The organism is Desulfothermus okinawensis JCM 13304, assembly GCF_054654515.1.
Genome location: NZ_BAAIEW010000001.1, coordinates 75,508 through 92,101 on the forward strand (window position 1 = coordinate 75,508; position 16,594 = coordinate 92,101).

Sequence of the window (16,594 nt, forward strand, 5' to 3'; positions counted from 1 at the left end):
AAAAATTGAGTAGGAGTCTATTATGGATTTTGATGTGGTTGTAGTCGGGGCTGGGCCAGGGGGAGCCAGTAGTGCCTATTTTTTAAACAAAGGTGGAGCAAAGGTACTTGTAATAGAGAAAAAGGCCCTTCCTAGATATAAAGTTTGTGCTGGTGGAGTTCCTGTTGCAGCTCTGGAGTATTTTCCCTTTTCTTTTGATCCAGTTAATGAAGACCACATTGATAGGGCTACTTTTTGCTATAAAGAAGATAGCATTACCCAGGATGTTCCTCCAAAGTGTTTAAGTACAGTGATGAGAGATGAATTTGACTATCATATATTAAAAAATGCATCAGTTGAAGTCATGGATAGATCCCCTGTGGAGCAAATATCAGTCTATAGAACCCATGTCCTGGTTAAGGTTAAAGGGGGAAAAACTGTCAGGTGCAAGTATGTAATTGGTGGTGATGGAGCTGCTTCAGTGGTAAAAAAGTGGTTGGGTCTTTTGACAAATATGGATATGGGGCTGGCCTTAGAAGCAGAGGTGAAAGTAAGAGACGACATTTTGGATAGGTATAGATCCAGGATATTGGTCTCCTTTGGCCTTCTGGAAAGGGGTTATTTTTGGATATTTCCCAAAAGGTCTCACCTGTCTGTTGGTATAGGAAATATGACAAATGGTGTTAGGATGAGAGATGTACTGGTCAATGTATTGAAAGAAAGAGACCTACCTACTCAAGGGGTTAAGGTCTATGCACATCCACTTCCTATTTATACTGGTAGGTATGCAACACTACATAAAAACAGGGCATTTTTAGTTGGTGATGCAGCGAATTTAGTTGATCCCTTAACAGGAGAAGGGATTAGACATGCAATATTAAGTGGAAAAATTGCAGCAGAGTGCATTTTGAAATCAAAAGAATACTTATATTCCAGGGAAATTTATCGGAAAATAGGAAAGGATCTGATATGGGCAAAACGGCTCTCTGATTTTTTTTATACACATCAATATTTTTGTTACAAGTACTTGGTAAAAAATAGATTTATATTCCGTGATTTAATGAGAATTATAAGTAATAGATGCAGTTATAAGAGGACACTTTTTAGTGTCCCCTTATATTTTTTGCTCAACTTATCTTTTAAGTCCTGTTCTTAATTTGTCTGATTCAGCTCATAAAAAATAATAATTGTTCTTTTTTTCCTGAAACCAATTGGGCCTGGATGGGTATTTATTCCCACGTAGAGTTCTTTTTTTGAGTCGTTGTCTATATCATTTATACCATAGTCCATAATAGAACCCTTTATGGTCTTTGTTTTCCATTTTGTATTTAGTCCCACACCATCCCAAATGAGTGCATGGATTTGGCCTTCAGGAAATTCCCTGTATCTGGAAAAAAATGCAGATGAAAGGGACATATTGTGGGCAACAATTAATTCAAATTGTCCATCTCCTTCTAGGTCATAAGGTATAAGTCTGGTTGGCAAATAATACATGTGTTTGGGATCTGTCACTGACTCCCCAAGTCCTGGAAGGGCGTTAGAGGTTACAATTCCAACAGATGAGCCTGCATATCTGGTGTTTGTTTTATATAATATGCTAAGGTCATCTGAAAAAACTTTCAGTCGATCATAGTAGTCTGCTATTATTATTTTATATGTATTCTTTTCAGGTAGATATGCGAAATTAAATACATTAGCCCCTTGAGGGAGTTTAAGCCTTATCCCTAGCTGATATTTCCCGTTCATGGACACTACCTCATGTACCCCTGGAGAAAAAATTCTTCCAATGCCTGGGGCTTGTCCCACAAGTCTTTTTGAATAATCTGGAGGTATCCTTTTTACATTGATGTAAAATTTAATCCTTTGGGCCTTTACTTTAAACCTATTGTTTTTGAATGTTAGCACCAAGGAGTTAGGTGATCCCTCATTGTCTATTGAAGAAACAAATATTTCTGAATACCCATCCCTGTCCCCATCAAAAACATTTATATTTAATCCCCTGTTGTTTTTGCCAAAGTCAAATTCATCGATTTTTTTTAGTTTATGTTTATATAGGATATAGGCCCACACTTTGTGGTGGGACAATATAAATATTTCATTCTTACCGTCACCATTTCCATCTCCCACGTCTATACCAACCATTTCAAAGGGTAGTGATTGTGTTCTGATAAATCCTATTTGATTAGTGCCTGGTAATTGGGTATATTCAAAAGATGGATTTAATTTTTGAGGTCCATAACTAGTTGTATTTTCTTCTTCTCTTCTAGTCTGTATTTTAGGTTTTATGCCAAGTATTTTGTCTTTTATATAAACTGCTTCTGCGTCAAATTTAGAAAGTAGATTGTCCTGGGATCCGCTTATATTTCGGGTAAAAGACTTTCCTTTTTTATCCAATACATTAATATCAATGCTAATATTGTTTCCCACTACTGTAACATCACCAAAAATAAGGACATCCAGATTATTCTCTTTTATTAACTTCATTGGGCTGTCACTGGTATTTGTTACTTTTACTGGTTCTAACTTAGATGGAGTTGAGAGCCTTGAAATTAACATTGACTGGACTCCTTGGGAAAGATACCTAAATTCTTTGGGACCATTAACACTGAATGGAAGCACTGAAAATTTTTTTACTTGAGCTGAAATGGCCATGTTTGGAATCAAAAAGAATATAAAAAGCAAAATAAACTTCCTCATCTTTCTTGTCCTCCATATATTCATTACAGAGCTAATTTCGAGCCAGTTCTAACACTTATGTATTATGAGGTAAAGAATATTTTTAGGGGAAAATATGGGAAATTCATTTAGGATTACACTGGATTACAAACATATTAATATAGCTGAGGATATTTTAAAAAAAGAAGGATTTGTAATAGAACCAGTTAGTTTTTATTCAAAGGCAAGGATATGTATAGAAAATGAGATAAAATTAGGTAGCTCCCTTTTAAATTTTTTTGGCCATATCTATATTCAAGACCTCTCGTCCATGTTACCCCCATTGATTTTGTCTCCAAAAAAAGGGAGTGTTGTCCTGGATCTTTGTGCAAGTCCTGGGGGAAAGACTGCCATCCTAAGCGAGCTTATAGGAGATGAAGGTCTAATCGTTGCCAATGAACCAAACAAAAAAAGATACATGACTCTAAAAAGGAATTTAGAGAGGTTAAACATTTTTAATGTTTGCTTAACTAGCTATAGGGGAGAGGAATTTCCAGAAGAAATGAACTTTTCTTACATACTTTTAGATGTTCCATGTAGTGGGTGGGGTACAGCAAATAAAAACCCACGAGTAATGGATATTTGGCATGGGGATAAGATAGTGCCCCTTATAAAGCTCCAGAGAGAATTATTGAAAAAGGCATATAGCCTCCTTGGTCCAGGTGGAAGATTGGTTTATTCTACTTGTACTACAAATGTGGAAGAAAATGAAAACCAGATAAAATGGGCAATAAAAGAGTTAGGGTTTAGACTCATCCCCTTATCAAGGATTGAAGGCTTTGAATATTTTTCAGAAAAATTACCAGGTGCCCTTTCCATTAAGGGACATAAACTTGGTTCTCAAGGTTTTTTTGTGGCTTGTCTGGAAAGGGATGCTACAAAAAACTTAAAAATGGAAGTTGTAAATAAGGATTGTATGAAGGACTATAACCTTTTAGATCAGGCTATAATAAAAAAAGGATTTCAGTTAGCAGGACTCAAATTTACAAATTTTTCCAATGGATTTTTTTATTTAAAAAAAGACAAGGTCTTTTTTAAAAGGATATTGGAGGGAGCTAAAATAAAGACACAGGGGCTTTTTCTTGGAAAGGTAAAATCTTCTAATTTCTTCCCTAAAATTGGGTTGTGGAGGTTTTTTGACGAGAATGGGGAAAATAAAATTGTTATATCTGATATAAGCCAAATAAAAGGGCTTATTTCTGGGAAGAGCTTGCCATATTCTGGAAAAGTTAAATATGTACAGCTATTTTACAAAGACCTCCCACTCACTTTATTAAAAGTTCAGGGAGGAAGGTGTCTTATTAGTAAATAACTCGCCCAAGTTTATCAAAATTTGGGCTAAGATGAACCTTTTTTTGTTATCTCATCCACTTTTTGGTTGTAGAATGCTATGACTTCTCTTCTTCTCAGCATGCCCAATAGTTGCTTTGGATATCTTAGGTCAACAACAGGCAAACTATCTAGATTTTTTTTGGTGAATTTTTTCATAACTGTCTGTAAATCGTCTTTAAAATTAGTGGTAATTATATCTGTCGTAGCTATGTCTTTTACAATGATTAAATGTTCAACGCCTTCTGCAAATAAAATACTTCTAAAATCTGTATTTGAGAATATACCAACCAACTCTCCCTTTTTGTTAACTACAGGGAAATAGTGTTGATTGGTATTTGCAAAAAATTTTTTAAATTCTGCAAAACTCATATATTCTGGTACAGTATCCACATGCCTAATCAAATGCTTTATGTCCCTAACATAATAAGACTTCAAGATATCAAAGAAGAACTCTCCTGCATGTGCAGGAGACGCTGGTCGATTTTTTACTTGCTCTGCATAGATTGTCCAGGATTTGGAAAAATTATAGCACAATATGCAGACCAAAAAACTTGGAAGGAGAAGTTCATAGGAGTTGGTCATTTCACTGACAAAAATAATTGTAGAGATTGGGGCATTTGATACAGCAGAAAAAAAACCAGCCATACCAAGTATGGCCATGGCCTGGGGAGACACGATTATTTCTGGCATGAGATTATTAAAAAATATTCCCACAGCTCCTCCTAAACACCCTCCAATTACCACAGAAGGTCCAAAAACACCACCAGATCCACCTGAGCCTATGCTAAAAGAAGTAGTGAGGATTTTACCAAATGCAACACCAATTAAAATATAAATACTGACCTGATTAAAAAGGGCCTTTTGAAGTATTCCATAACCAAAAGAAAGGGTTTGTGGGAGGAAAAATCCAATAATGCCCGTCAAAAATCCTCCTATTGCTGGTTTAATCCAATTGGGTATTGTTAGATTTTTGAAGAAATCATGGACTGTGTAAAATGTTTTTACGTAGAGAAAACTGGCTCCACTTAAAATAAGGGCCAAAATAGTATATGGCCCAAGTTCAATTGGGTTTTTGAAAAAATATGGAGGGGAGTCAAAAAGTGAGCCAAAGCCAAATATCATGCAAAAAACACAATAGGCTACTATGGAAGAGATCCCTGCAGGAATGAGGACATCTGGCTCAAAATCTGGATCCTTATATAATACTTCTGAGGCAAAAAGGGCACCAGCGAGAGGTGCCCTAAATATACTTCCAACTCCAGCCCCAATTCCAGCTGCCATCATAACTCTTCTTTCATTGGGTGAAAGTTTTAGTTTTGTGGCCAAAAATGATCCAAAACCTGCTCCAATTTGGGCAATGGGACCTTCTCTACCTCCAGATCCCCCAGATGTTAAAGTAATAGCTGAAGCAATTGTCTTAACAATTGGCACCTGGGGGCGGATTAGGCCCCCTTTTTTGTGGTATGCTTCTATTGCAGCATCGGTCCCATGACCTTCTGCTTCTGGGGCAAATGTATAGACAATAAACCCACTTATAAATCCTCCAAGGGTGGGTAAGACAAGGAGCATCCATCTATTAAATGGGGTATTGGTATGGGGGAAAAAAGGTATCTCACCTTTCGGGCCTTCAGGCCTGTAACCAGCAAGCATGTCAAGTAGATAATGCATACCTGCATCGCACAAAAATTGGAAGATTACTGAACCAAGTCCAGCGATGATGCCAATAGAGATAAAAAACAGAAGAAATCTTGTGGACCTCTTTATATCCCTAGACAAAAATAGACCCATTTAATGATTCCTTGCCTTATAATTTTGTGGCCTTTAGTCCTTCTACTAGCTTGTTATAAAATCCAATAATTGATTTTCTTCTTAAAAGACCCAATATTTTCCCATCATCTCTGTCAGATAACACAGGTAATGCATCTATATTTTTATTGGTCAGTTTATCCAGGGCAATATTTAGGGTTTCATCAGGATATGTAACCACCACGTTGGAGACTGCTATGTCTTTTATAATAACCAAGTTTTCTATTTCAGGATTAAATAACACATGTCTAAAGTCTGAGCTAGAGAATATACCTGTTAGTTTCCCATTTTTGTCAACCACAGGAAAAGAGTATTGGGTGGTATTAATGAAGATTTTTCTTTTAAAATCTGAGAACTTCATCTCTTCTGGGACCACATAAACAGGATCTAACTCATCTAATAACTCTTCTACCTTATGGTCGCTTAAAATATCCACAAACAGCTCACCAGAATGGGCTGGAGATTGAAATTTGTTGTCCAACTGGTTTTCGTAGATAGATATGTTTCTGTTAAAAAATATACATATTGCTGAGCAAAACATAAGGGGCGCAAGGAGTCCATAGTCCTGGGTAAGCTCACATACTATAATAAATGGACCAATAGGAGCTGACCCTGCTCCTGCAAAAAATGAGGCCATGCCAACTAATACAAATGCACCTGGATGCTGGACAAAGTGGGGAAAATGTATATGCGCGTATGTTCCAATTATTCCTCCTGCCATACCACCAACAAAAAGGGTTGGAGCAAACATACCTCCGCTCATTTCAGAACCAATGGTAACAGAAGTTGCAATAGTCTTAGCAACCATTAAGGTGACCATTGTAAGTAAGGACAATTTCCCCAATATGGCTAGCTCCAGGTAACCATAGCCACCACTTAGCACATAGGGCATGAACATCCCCATGAGTCCCATGACCAGTCCACCAAGTCCACATGTTATAACTAGCCCTGCACGCTTTTTTATTTCTTGAAATATTGAATACTTAATAAAGAAAAATGTCTTTACATAAAGAAAACCACAAAGTGCACAAAATAGTGCCAGTATCAAATAAAAGGGCAATTCCTTTGGACTAAAATAAAAATGTGGGATTTCAAATATGGGATGATTGCCATATATCAAGGTAAAAACTGTATAAGCTATTACAGATGAGATAATGGCGGGAAGTAAGGCTTCGCTCTCAAAGTCCTCTTTGTAAATAATTTCCACTCCAGTTATTGCACCGCCAAGAGGCGCCCTAAAAATAGCTCCAAGACCTCCACCTGCTCCAGCAAGTAGGAGTATTCGCCTCTCCTTTGGAGAAAGTTTTAAAAGTGAAGCCAGATATGAGCCTATGCCTCCTCCAATTAAGGTAATTGGACCTTCCCTACCAGCACTGCCACCGCTTCCAATGGTAAATACAGCAGTTAGTCCCTTTAAAAATGTAACTAATGGCTTTATTCTCCCTTCATTTTGGTGAAATGCCCTGGTTATTGTGTCTGTTCCATCTGTTATGTGGTCTTGTTGGGCATAAGGGATAAATTTTTTCACTAAAACTCCTGTAATAAGCCCAACCAGGGTAGTAAAAACTGGTATTAGCCAGGGTCTAAATTCTCCAGGATTGCCTTTAAAAATTTCTTCACCACTTGGCCCAGGGATAGAGACGCCTGCAAGGTGGTGAATGAGTTTAAATTTAGTCCATTCAATTCCAAAAAAGAATAAAGCTGCAGCCAATCCCGCAAGTATGCCAACCAAAACACTAAGCATTATAAGTCTAAAAGAAGATATGCCCTTATACACATCCTTAATTGTTTTCCAAAGGGAGCTTATTTCTGAAATAATATTTTCCATGGTGCTTATCTCTACAAATTAAAATTGTGCTTGTTCATCAAAATTTGGACCAACCAACAAAAAATTATTGGGCAGGGTAGATTGCATAATTTCAAGCTTTCCGCCAAAAGTAATTCCTTTTATTAGTCCATGACCAAATATTCCGGCAACTATCAGGGAATCATGGGGAACATTAAATAGGTTCTGTTCAAAGTCCCCATCTTCAAAAAAATGCCAGTTTTGGATCTTTGATAAAATGTCTCTAGTTTCCCTGTTTGATTTTAATATTGTTTTGTATGTTGTTAGATCTTTATTTTCATTTTGGGTAAAAAAATATAGAGGCACTCCTGCCCTACTAGCTATTTTAAATCCTAATATTGCAGCTTTTAGACTGGTAGCTGATCCTCCAAACATTACCAAAACAGATTTCCATGGCTTATATATTAATGATGGAAGGTACACAGGAAATCTGGCATTTAAAATTATCTTTCTAACAATAGGTCCTATTTGACCTGGATATATTTTATTTAAAAGCCCCTTTATGACCCTGGGACAGGCCATATATGAAAAGTCAGTTGGCAAATCTGGAAGGGTAGAGGCACTGAATTCTTTTATTTCCACATAGGATGCGTAGGATTTTTCCTGCTTTAAGATTTTATCAATCCTGGACTTTGCAAGATCCAACTCCTTTAAATAACTATCGTCCAATGTGACCTGCACAGCCTCATTTTCAAAATACATATTGAATTTTTGAAATTTAGGGATATATATATATAGCTCAATATCTAAGTTTTTCGCAAAGTAGATGGAACTAAGAAGAGTTTCTCTTCCATATGGCACATTGCGATAAATGTGTAGGATGCCTCTATCCATTTTTTAAAATTTCCTTTGCTTTTTCTATATCCTTTAATATTTGGGACTTTAGTTCCTCAATGCCAGAAAATTTTTTTTCTGACCTGATCCTATCCACAAAATGTACTCTAAAATCCTGTCCATAGATATCTTTATTAAAATCAAAAATATGCACTTCCACAGACAGAACCCTGTTCCCAAATGTTGGATTATAACCAACATTTGCCACACCTTTATATTTTTTATCTTCTAGTTCAGCAAAAACTGCATACACACCGGTTTTTGGTACTAGTTCATCAACAAGATTTAAATTCGCTGTGGGAATACCAAGGAGCCTGCCACCTCTTTTATGTCCCTCTACTACCTTGCCATATACCTGGTAATATCTATTTAACATTGGTACAACTTCTCTAACCTTGCCCTCTTGTACCAATGTCCTTATCCTGGTTGAGCTCACAACCTCTCCTTTAAAATAGACAGGTTCCACCTGGATTACCTCAAAATTTAGATCTTTCCCCAGCTTCTTAAGTAGATTATAATCCCCCTGTCTGTTTTTCCCAAACCTATAATCATATCCAATAATAATTTCTTTAACCCTAAGGGGTAATAAAAACTTTGTAACAAAATCTTTTGCACTAATGTTAGCCAAATCTTTAGTAAACTTAAGGCATATGGTAACACCAACTCCCAGTTTTTCCAGGAGTTCTAATTTTTGATTTAGGGGAGTAATAACTGGAGGACGCTTACCAGCTATGACTTTTAAAGGATGTGGCTCAAAGGTAACCAACACTGAATCTGCATTTAAGGAATTAGCCCTTTCAATCAATTTTTCAATAAGAGCTCTATGTCCAACATGTACTCCGTCAAAATTCCCAATAGATATCACTGAACCCATCTTAATGTTCTCACGAATTTCCTCGATGCTACCATAGACTTCCATTAGAAATTCCTCCCACTTATAGGTGGGAATAAAAATAGGGGGGATCTGGGGAAATGTAAAGGGATAATTGCAAGTGAGAATTAATTAGCCTTGCAAAAATTGTCTGTAATTGACAAAAATTGAACTTTAATTATTGGAATTTGTTTATTTTCTCTCAAGGATGATGAGTTTTTTAGCTAGATTTGTGTTGGCATAGGTCTTGAAATACACTTTAGCAAATTAAAAAAACAAGGAGGTGTACTATGAACGGACAAAAAGGTTTTACATTGGTTGAATTACTCATTGTAATTGCCATTATCGGTATCTTAGCTGCAATTGCTATCCCTCAGTTTGGCAAATACAGGGTAAATGCTGCTAAAAAGGCGTGTGAGGCTGACCTTAGAAATGCTATCAGTATGTGCGCCGGGCATCTTGCGGATAATGCTAGTGCACAAAATTGTACAGCAGGAACAGATTATCCAGCATCTACAACTAATGCAAATCCGATCACTTTAAATGTAAATACTAGTGATGGGTCAATTAATGGAACCGCTACTTGTGCTGGTGCAGCAAATGGAATTACATGTACTGCTACCAATACAAGTGGCAGTATGCAAATTACCTGTCAGTAGCCAATTTCTCAAATTTTCAAAAAACACAATTCAAAGAAGGCAGGCCAAAAGGGGCCTGCCTTCTTTTTTACAAAATCACCAGCTTCTTTATAAGTCCCACCACTTCATCTGGATCATCCATGGTTGAGAATATTTCAAAATCACATTCTTTGATGAATTTTCTTTGAAGTAGTTTGTTTTTAAACCAATCGATAAGTGGAGACCAGAAGTCTTTGTCCACTAAAATGATTGGAAAAGGTTTAATTCTCTTTGTCTGGGTCAGGACCAAGGCCTCGCTTAACTCATCTAAGGTGCCAAAGCCTCCAGGCATTACCACATAGGCCATGGCGTATTTTATAAACATCACCTTTCTTACAAAGAAATATCTAAAATCCACCCTTGTATCGATAAAGTCATTGGGTTTTTGCTCTAAGGGTAGATGAATATGCAGGCCCACTGATTTACCCTTTCCATCTTTGGCCCCTTTATTGCCTGCCTCCATTACCCCTGGACCACCTCCTGTTATTATTGAATAACCCTCTTGTGCCAGTTTTTTTGCTATATTGTAAGCTAGGTCATAAACTGGGTCCTGGGGTTCAACCCTTGCAGAGCCAAATATGGATACTGCAGGACCAACATTTTTTAAGGTATCAAAGCCATCTACAAATTCAGCTATAATTTTAAATAATCTCCATGAATCCTCGTAAGATAGATCATCAATTACATATTGTCTTATGTCCACGAGCGAGACCTCCATTCCATTATATTTAATAAAAAAGCCGCCTTTAAAGCATATTAAAGGCGGCTTATGCCCAGCAATTACAAACTATTACTTGTTATCTTCTGGCTCTTGCCTCATTTACTCTTATCCTTCTTCCACCAAACTCAGTTCCGTCTAAATTTTCCATTGCTTTTTGTGCATCCTCTTCTTTCATCTCAACAAAGCCAAACCCCCTGGGCCTTCCTGTTTGGCGATCTTTGATTAGGTTAACATCTGTAACTTCGCCAAATTGAGAAAAAAGCTCCCTTACATCCTCCTCTTTTGAAGAAAAAGGAAGATTTCCAACATACATCCTCTTCATAAAAAACTCTCCTAACAATGAAAATAAAAATTAACAAAAAAAACCTACAAACCAATTACAGCCTGATTTAAATATACTATTTTGTCAAGTAAAAAATGGATTTTGTTTTGGCTTGAGATTGTTATGCCTATTTTGTAACATAAGTGATCAAAACATTTGAGGTGGGAACATGGAAATATGTGAGATAAGGGAGACAAAAAAGATATATGTGGGTGGCGTTGATGTTGGGGGGGGTGCTCCAATTAGGGTCCAGTCAATGACCAATACAATTACTGAGGATTGTGGAACCACAATTTCTCAAATAAAACGACTGGAGCAGGTTGGGTGTGAGATAATTAGGGTTGCTGTAAATAATCCTGAGGCTGCAAAGGCTGTGTTGAGGATAAGGGAACAAATAAATATACCCCTTATAGCTGACGTGCATTTTGACTATAAGCTCGCTGTGCTTGCTGTAGAAAATGGAGCCCATGGGGTTAGAATCAATCCAGGTAATATTGGTGGAGAAAAAAGGCTAAATTTTGTAATTGATGCCTGCAAGTCAAATAACTCTATTATACGCATAGGGGTGAACAGTGGGTCATTGGAAAAGGATTTGCTAAAAAAGTACCAGGGCCCCGCCCCTGATGCTTTGGTGGAAAGTGGCCTCAGGTGGGTTAAGAAAGTGGAAAATAGAGGCTTTTATAACATAAAGGTCTCTTTAAAATCTTCATCTGTGATCCACACCATAAAAAGCTACAGTCTTTTTTCAAAAAAATGTGACTATCCCCTTCATGTTGGCATTACTGAGGCTGGGCCTGGTATTCGTGGTGCAATCAAAAGTGGTGTTGGTATTGGTATCATACTAGCCCAGGGAATAGGGGATACAATCAGGGTTTCCCTAACTGGTGATCCCACACAGGAGGTAATAGCAGGGTATGAGATCTTGAGATCTCTTGGCCTAAGAGATAGGGGCCCTGAGATCATATCTTGTCCTACTTGTGCTAGAACTGAAATAGATGTAGCCTATCTTGTCTCTCAAGTGGAAAAGTGGGTATCAACTGAGGAGTTGCCAATAAAAGTAGCTATAATGGGGTGTGTTGTGAATGGTCCAGGGGAAGCTAAAGAGGCTGATATTGGTATTGCTGGTGGGAAAGAGTTGGGTGTTATTTTTAGGAAGGGTAAGGTGGTAAAAAAGGTGTATAACCGAGACAGATTACTGGAAGAATTCAAAAAAGAGTTTAAAAAATGCATAGAAGATAAGAAAAAGGAGATTTCACAATGAAATTTAGTAAATTTTATTGTCCTACTCTAAAAGAGGATCCCCAGGATGCTGAAGTGATAAGTCATAAACTCCTTGTCAGGGGGGGTATGATAAGAAAGTTAACATCAGGTATTTATTCTTTTTTACCCATGGGACTCAGGGTCCTTAGAAAGGTGGGTCAGATTGTAAGAGAAGAAATGGACAAGGCTGGTTGTATGGAAGTAATGATGCCTGTTGTACAGCCTGCTGAGCTTTGGCAAGAGAGTAAGAGGTGGGATTTTTATGGAAAGGAGTTACTGAGGTTTAAAGATAGGCATGATAGGGACTTTTGTTTGGGTCCTACCCACGAGGAAGTTGTTACTGATATTGTTAGAAATGAGGTCAGATCTTATAGACAACTTCCCTTAAATCTATATCAAATCCATACCAAGTTTAGAGATGAAATCAGACCACGCTTTGGCCTCATGAGATGTAGAGAATTTATAATGAAAGATGGATATTCATTTGATAGGGACGAGGTGGGTGCAGAAGAAAGCTATAGGAAAATGTATGAAGCATATACAAAAATTTTTCAACGAATAGGACTTAGGTTTAGGGCAGTTCAGGCTGACACAGGACAAATCGGAGGAAGTTTTTCCCATGAATTTATGGTTCTTGCAGACACAGGTGAAGATACAATTGTAGTCTGTGAGGCCTGTGACTTTGCATCTAACTTAGAAAAGGCTGAGGTTGTGTCCAGAGAAAAATCAAAAAATATTGAAGCAAAAAGTGGATCAGGAAAGCTAGAAGAGGTTCATACACCAAACAAACACACAGTAGAGGAAGTATCAGAATATCTAAATGTACCCAAAGAAGCTATTGTAAAGACTTTGATATATGTCTTGGATAATGATGTAGTTGCGTTTGTAATTCCTGGGGATAGGGAATTAAATGAAGCCAAGGTCAAATCTGCCTTAAAAGTTCCTGAGATTCGCATGGCCACCCATGAGGAGGTATATGAGGTTTCAGGATGTGAAGTTGGGTTTGCAGGTCCCATTGGGCTTGGGGTTAAAAAGATATATGTAGATAAATTGCTTTTAGGCAGAAAGGGGCTTATTTGCGGTGCCAATAAAAAGGATTATCACCAAAAAAATTTAGATATAAGTAAACATTTAAAAGATGCTGAATTTTTGGATCTGGTTAATGTGAAGGAAACTGATCCGTGTCCTCAATGTGGAGGACAACTTAAATTTTTAAAAGGCATAGAAGTAGGTCATGTTTTTAAACTGGGCACAAAATATTCTGAGGCCATGAACGCCAAGTTCATTGATGTTGATGGAAAGGAAAAATTTATGGTAATGGGCTGTTATGGAATTGGTGTTAGTAGAATAGTTGCTGCTGCCATAGAGCAGAACCATGATGAAAATGGCATGATTTTTCCACCATCCATTGCTCCTTTTGAGGTCTGTCTAATCTCTTTAGATGTAAAAGATGGGAAAGTGATGGGTGTGTCAACGGAAATATATAATAAGCTTGTAGAGTTAGGCATTGATGTGCTTTGGGATGAAAGGGATCTTAGGCCAGGTTTTAAGTTTAAGGATGCTGATTTAATTGGTTTTCCCATTCATATTTATGTGGGGAAAAAAAGTTTGAGTAAAGGGTATGTGGAAGTAAAAGATCGCAAAAGAGGTGAGGTGGTTAAAGTGGTTATTGAGGATTTTGTCCCGCAATTCAAATCCATTAGGACCAATATTTGGAGTTCATGGGGCCTTATTGGTCCATAGAAATAAGGAGTACTTAATTGGCATTTGAGAGAAAGGTTTACTCTGTATTTGAACTCACCCTAATTATAAGATCTATTTTGGAACAAGAGTTCCCTTTAGTATGGGTGAAGGGAGAGATTAGCAATCTTTCCAGGGCTACGTCTGGTCATATATATTTCTCGTTAAAGGATGCAAATTCTGTAATTTCTGCAGTTTGGTTTAAATCAAATCACAATCTCGGTCAAAATCTAACTCCAGATTCCCTGAGAAATGGTAAAAAGGTGCTCTGTGCAGGTAAGGTCAGTGTATATCCACAGAGGGGCAATTATCAACTTATAGTGGAATTTATAGAGGAAGTAGGTATTGGCGAGCTCTATGTTGAACTTGAGATGTTAAAACAAAAGCTCAAAAATAAAGGTTATTTTGATGAATCCAGAAAACGGCCCATACCTAGAAATCCTAGACGTGTGGGTGTAATCACCGCCCCCTCTGGTGCAGCAATTCAAGATTTTTTAAAAGTAGCCAGGGAAAGGGGAATGGATCATATTGTCAGGATATATCCTTCTTTGGTTCAGGGTATAGAGGCTCCCCAGGATATAGCCAGAATGATTGAGATTGCCAATATAGATGGATGGGCAGAAGTTTTAGTTCTTATTAGAGGAGGAGGAAGCTTTGAAGACATACATGTCTTTAACTCTGAAATTGTAGCAGAGGCCATATATAAGTCAAAGATACCAGTTGTTACAGGTATAGGGCATGAAATAGATTACACAATAGCTGATATGGTGGCAGATTTGAGATTGGCCACTCCAACTTATGTGGCTGACTTTCTATGGGATCCGGTTGAAAATTATGTCCAGATGTTGGATTCCCTAACTTTATCACTTGAAAGAAATATTTATGTATATATAAATGCTAGGGCAGAAAGATTAAAAAATTATTTGGACCAATTAAATGGTATTGCTCCAAATAATATATTGAATAGAATGCAGTATTCATTTGTTCAATGGACTAAAGATCTTGAATCAGAATTTGGGAGGATCATACAATTGAAAGAAAATGAGCTTTCCCGTTTGATTTTTGCACTCAATATGAGAATGGAATCTATTTTAGAGAATACCAAACGTGAATTTTTATTTATGGTAAAGGAATTAAAGGATACAGTTTTAAAAAGAACAGAGAGCTTCCAGAGGGACATTGAACTGCAATCAAGTAAGATTAACCATCTCGATCCAAGAAAGCCCTTAGATAAAGGTTTTTGTTATGTAAAAACATTGGACGGAAGGGTGATCGTAAGTGCAAGGGAATTGAATATCAACGAAAAGGTAAATATCCTTTTTAAGGATGGAGAGCGTCTTGCATCTATAATTAATTAAAAAATATGGTGGACTATATGGAAGATTTTAATTTTGAGGAAGCAATGGCCAGGCTTAAGGAGATAGTCAGTCTTTTAGAGGAGGATAATGTGTCCCTGGATAGGGCAATGGGTCTATATAAGGAGGGTTGTGAGCTGGCAAAGCAACTCCGTGAATATATCAATAACGCAAAGCAACAGGTAGAGATGTATTCAAAGGAGCTTTTGGGAGAAGATGAAATAGAAGGTGATATTAATGAATGAGCATGAAGTAAAAAAAATTTTGAATAGATATAAACAAAGAGTGGATGAATTTTTGGTTACCTATTTAGATTCTTTAGACGGTGTACCAAACATTCTCAGAGAAGCGATGAAATATAGTGTAATGGCAGGAGGCAAAAGAATTAGACCTATTTTGTGCCTGGTGTGCTATGAGATGTTTACTGGACAAATGGATCCAGTAATACCCTTTGGTTGTTCTTTAGAACTAATCCATACCTATTCCCTTATTCACGATGATTTACCTGCTATGGATGATGACGACTTCAGGAGAGGTAAGCCCACTAATCATAAGGTATTTGGTGAGGCAATTGCCATTTTGGCTGGCGATGGTTTACTCACAGATGCTATGAGAATGATGGTTTCCTGCGATCTTTCCAGGGATTTGTTATTAAGGGCCATAAAGGAAATTATATGCGCAGTTGGTCCTTTTGGTATGGTTGGAGGGCAGGTAATAGATATGGAGTTAACAGGATCTGGTGATTGTACAATGGAAAAATTACGAACAATGCACTTATTAAAGACAGGAAGGTTTATAGAAAGTGCTTGTGTTAGTGGCGCTATTTTGGCAAATGCACCTGAGGAACACATAAGAATGGTCAGGGAATATGGCCAAATGATTGGTCTGGCATTTCAGGTTGCAGATGATATCCTGGATATTGAAGGCGATGAAAAAATCATGGGAAAGCCTGTTAATAGTGATTTAAAAAAGGGCAAGTGTACGTATCCATATTTGTTAGGTCTTGAAGAAAGTAAGAAATTTGGTTTTCAATGTGTGGAAAAGGCCATTTTGTCAATGGATTCTTTTAATTCTCCACAGGCTGATCTTTTGAAGGGCTTGGCAACATATATTATGACAAGGACAAATTAGGGACT

The 16,594-nt window shown here is 37.3% G+C and carries 15 protein-coding genes; 8 read left to right on the forward strand and 7 right to left on the reverse strand.

The genetic code is table 11. The annotated features are described in order from the left end of the window. Positions 1-22: 22 nt before the first annotated feature. Entirely contained in the window at positions 23-1,135 is a 1,113-nt protein-coding gene (locus ACYQ0O_RS00390) for an NAD(P)/FAD-dependent oxidoreductase (protein ID WP_459889582.1), read from the forward strand. Here the strand turns inward: ACYQ0O_RS00390 and ACYQ0O_RS00395 are convergent. Continuing rightward, complete coding sequence (locus ACYQ0O_RS00395; protein WP_459889584.1) at positions 1,132-2,676, reverse strand: FG-GAP-like repeat-containing protein; 1,545 nt, start codon at positions 2,674-2,676, stop codon at positions 1,132-1,134. The two genes, ACYQ0O_RS00390 and ACYQ0O_RS00395, sit on opposite strands and share 4 nt — an antisense overlap. Positions 2,677-2,770: 94 nt before the next feature. Between ACYQ0O_RS00395 and ACYQ0O_RS00400 the strand changes: the two genes are divergently transcribed. Then, positions 2,771-4,006 carry an RsmB/NOP family class I SAM-dependent RNA methyltransferase gene (locus ACYQ0O_RS00400; RefSeq protein WP_459889586.1) on the forward strand — a complete coding sequence of 412 codons (1,236 nt, stop codon included), beginning with the start codon at positions 2,771-2,773 and terminating at the stop codon, positions 4,004-4,006. A gap of 26 nt (positions 4,007-4,032) precedes the next feature. Here the strand turns inward: ACYQ0O_RS00400 and ACYQ0O_RS00405 are convergent, their stop codons facing one another. From ACYQ0O_RS00405 to ACYQ0O_RS00420, 4 genes are read right to left on the reverse strand one after another with little or no spacing between them, the layout of a single operon-like run. Next, positions 4,033-5,814, reverse strand: coding sequence for a chloride channel protein (locus tag ACYQ0O_RS00405; protein WP_459889588.1), 1,782 nt, complete (start codon positions 5,812-5,814; stop codon positions 4,033-4,035). Positions 5,815-5,830: 16 nt separating this feature from the next. After that, the gene (locus tag ACYQ0O_RS00410; RefSeq protein WP_459889590.1) at positions 5,831-7,660 is read right to left on the reverse strand and encodes a chloride channel protein; all 1,830 of its coding nucleotides are present in this window, start codon (positions 7,658-7,660) and stop codon (positions 5,831-5,833) included. An 18-nt stretch (positions 7,661-7,678) separates the two neighbouring features. Continuing rightward, positions 7,679-8,512 (reverse strand): universal stress protein, encoded by an 834-nt coding sequence (locus ACYQ0O_RS00415; RefSeq protein ID WP_459889592.1) that lies wholly within the window; start codon positions 8,510-8,512, stop codon positions 7,679-7,681. Beyond that, on the reverse strand, positions 8,505-9,431 hold the full coding sequence (locus ACYQ0O_RS00420) for a bifunctional riboflavin kinase/FAD synthetase (RefSeq protein WP_075067858.1): 927 nt from the start codon (positions 9,429-9,431) through the stop codon (positions 8,505-8,507). Before ACYQ0O_RS00420 ends, ACYQ0O_RS00415 begins: the two co-directional genes overlap by 8 nt. Positions 9,432-9,673: 242 nt before the next feature. Here ACYQ0O_RS00420 and ACYQ0O_RS00425 point away from each other — a divergent pair, with 242 nt between their 5' ends. Continuing rightward, positions 9,674-10,042, forward strand: coding sequence for a prepilin-type N-terminal cleavage/methylation domain-containing protein (locus ACYQ0O_RS00425; RefSeq protein WP_075067857.1), 369 nt, complete (start codon positions 9,674-9,676; stop codon positions 10,040-10,042). Positions 10,043-10,109: 67 nt separating this feature from the next. Here the strand turns inward: ACYQ0O_RS00425 and ACYQ0O_RS00430 are convergent, their stop codons facing one another. Both ACYQ0O_RS00430 and ACYQ0O_RS00435 read right to left on the reverse strand, forming a co-directional pair. Further along, on the reverse strand, positions 10,110-10,778 hold the full coding sequence (locus ACYQ0O_RS00430; protein ID WP_459889594.1) for an LOG family protein: 669 nt from the start codon (positions 10,776-10,778) through the stop codon (positions 10,110-10,112). Positions 10,779-10,857: 79 nt separating this feature from the next. Beyond that, positions 10,858-11,103 (reverse strand): RNA-binding regulator, encoded by a 246-nt coding sequence (locus ACYQ0O_RS00435; RefSeq protein ID WP_459889596.1) that lies wholly within the window; start codon positions 11,101-11,103, stop codon positions 10,858-10,860. A 169-nt stretch (positions 11,104-11,272) separates the two neighbouring features. Between ACYQ0O_RS00435 and ispG the strand changes: the two genes are divergently transcribed. From ispG to ACYQ0O_RS00460, 5 genes are read left to right on the forward strand one after another with little or no spacing between them, the layout of a single operon-like run. Then, positions 11,273-12,364 (forward strand): flavodoxin-dependent (E)-4-hydroxy-3-methylbut-2-enyl-diphosphate synthase, encoded by a 1,092-nt coding sequence (gene ispG, locus ACYQ0O_RS00440; RefSeq protein ID WP_459889598.1) that lies wholly within the window; start codon positions 11,273-11,275, stop codon positions 12,362-12,364. After that, complete coding sequence (locus ACYQ0O_RS00445; protein WP_459889600.1) at positions 12,361-14,106, forward strand: proline--tRNA ligase; 1,746 nt, start codon at positions 12,361-12,363, stop codon at positions 14,104-14,106. The genes ispG and ACYQ0O_RS00445 overlap by 4 nt, the downstream gene beginning before the upstream one ends. A gap of 17 nt (positions 14,107-14,123) precedes the next feature. Further along, a complete protein-coding gene (gene xseA / locus ACYQ0O_RS00450) occupies positions 14,124-15,461 on the forward strand; it encodes an exodeoxyribonuclease VII large subunit (RefSeq protein WP_459889602.1) in 1,338 nt (445 codons plus the stop codon). A gap of 17 nt (positions 15,462-15,478) precedes the next feature. Next, a complete protein-coding gene (xseB, locus tag ACYQ0O_RS00455; protein ID WP_459889604.1) occupies positions 15,479-15,703 on the forward strand; it encodes an exodeoxyribonuclease VII small subunit in 225 nt (74 codons plus the stop codon). After that, positions 15,696-16,589 (forward strand): polyprenyl synthetase family protein, encoded by an 894-nt coding sequence (locus tag ACYQ0O_RS00460; protein WP_459889606.1) that lies wholly within the window; start codon positions 15,696-15,698, stop codon positions 16,587-16,589. The genes xseB and ACYQ0O_RS00460 overlap by 8 nt, the downstream gene beginning before the upstream one ends. The last annotated feature ends 5 nt before the right edge of the window (positions 16,590-16,594 follow it).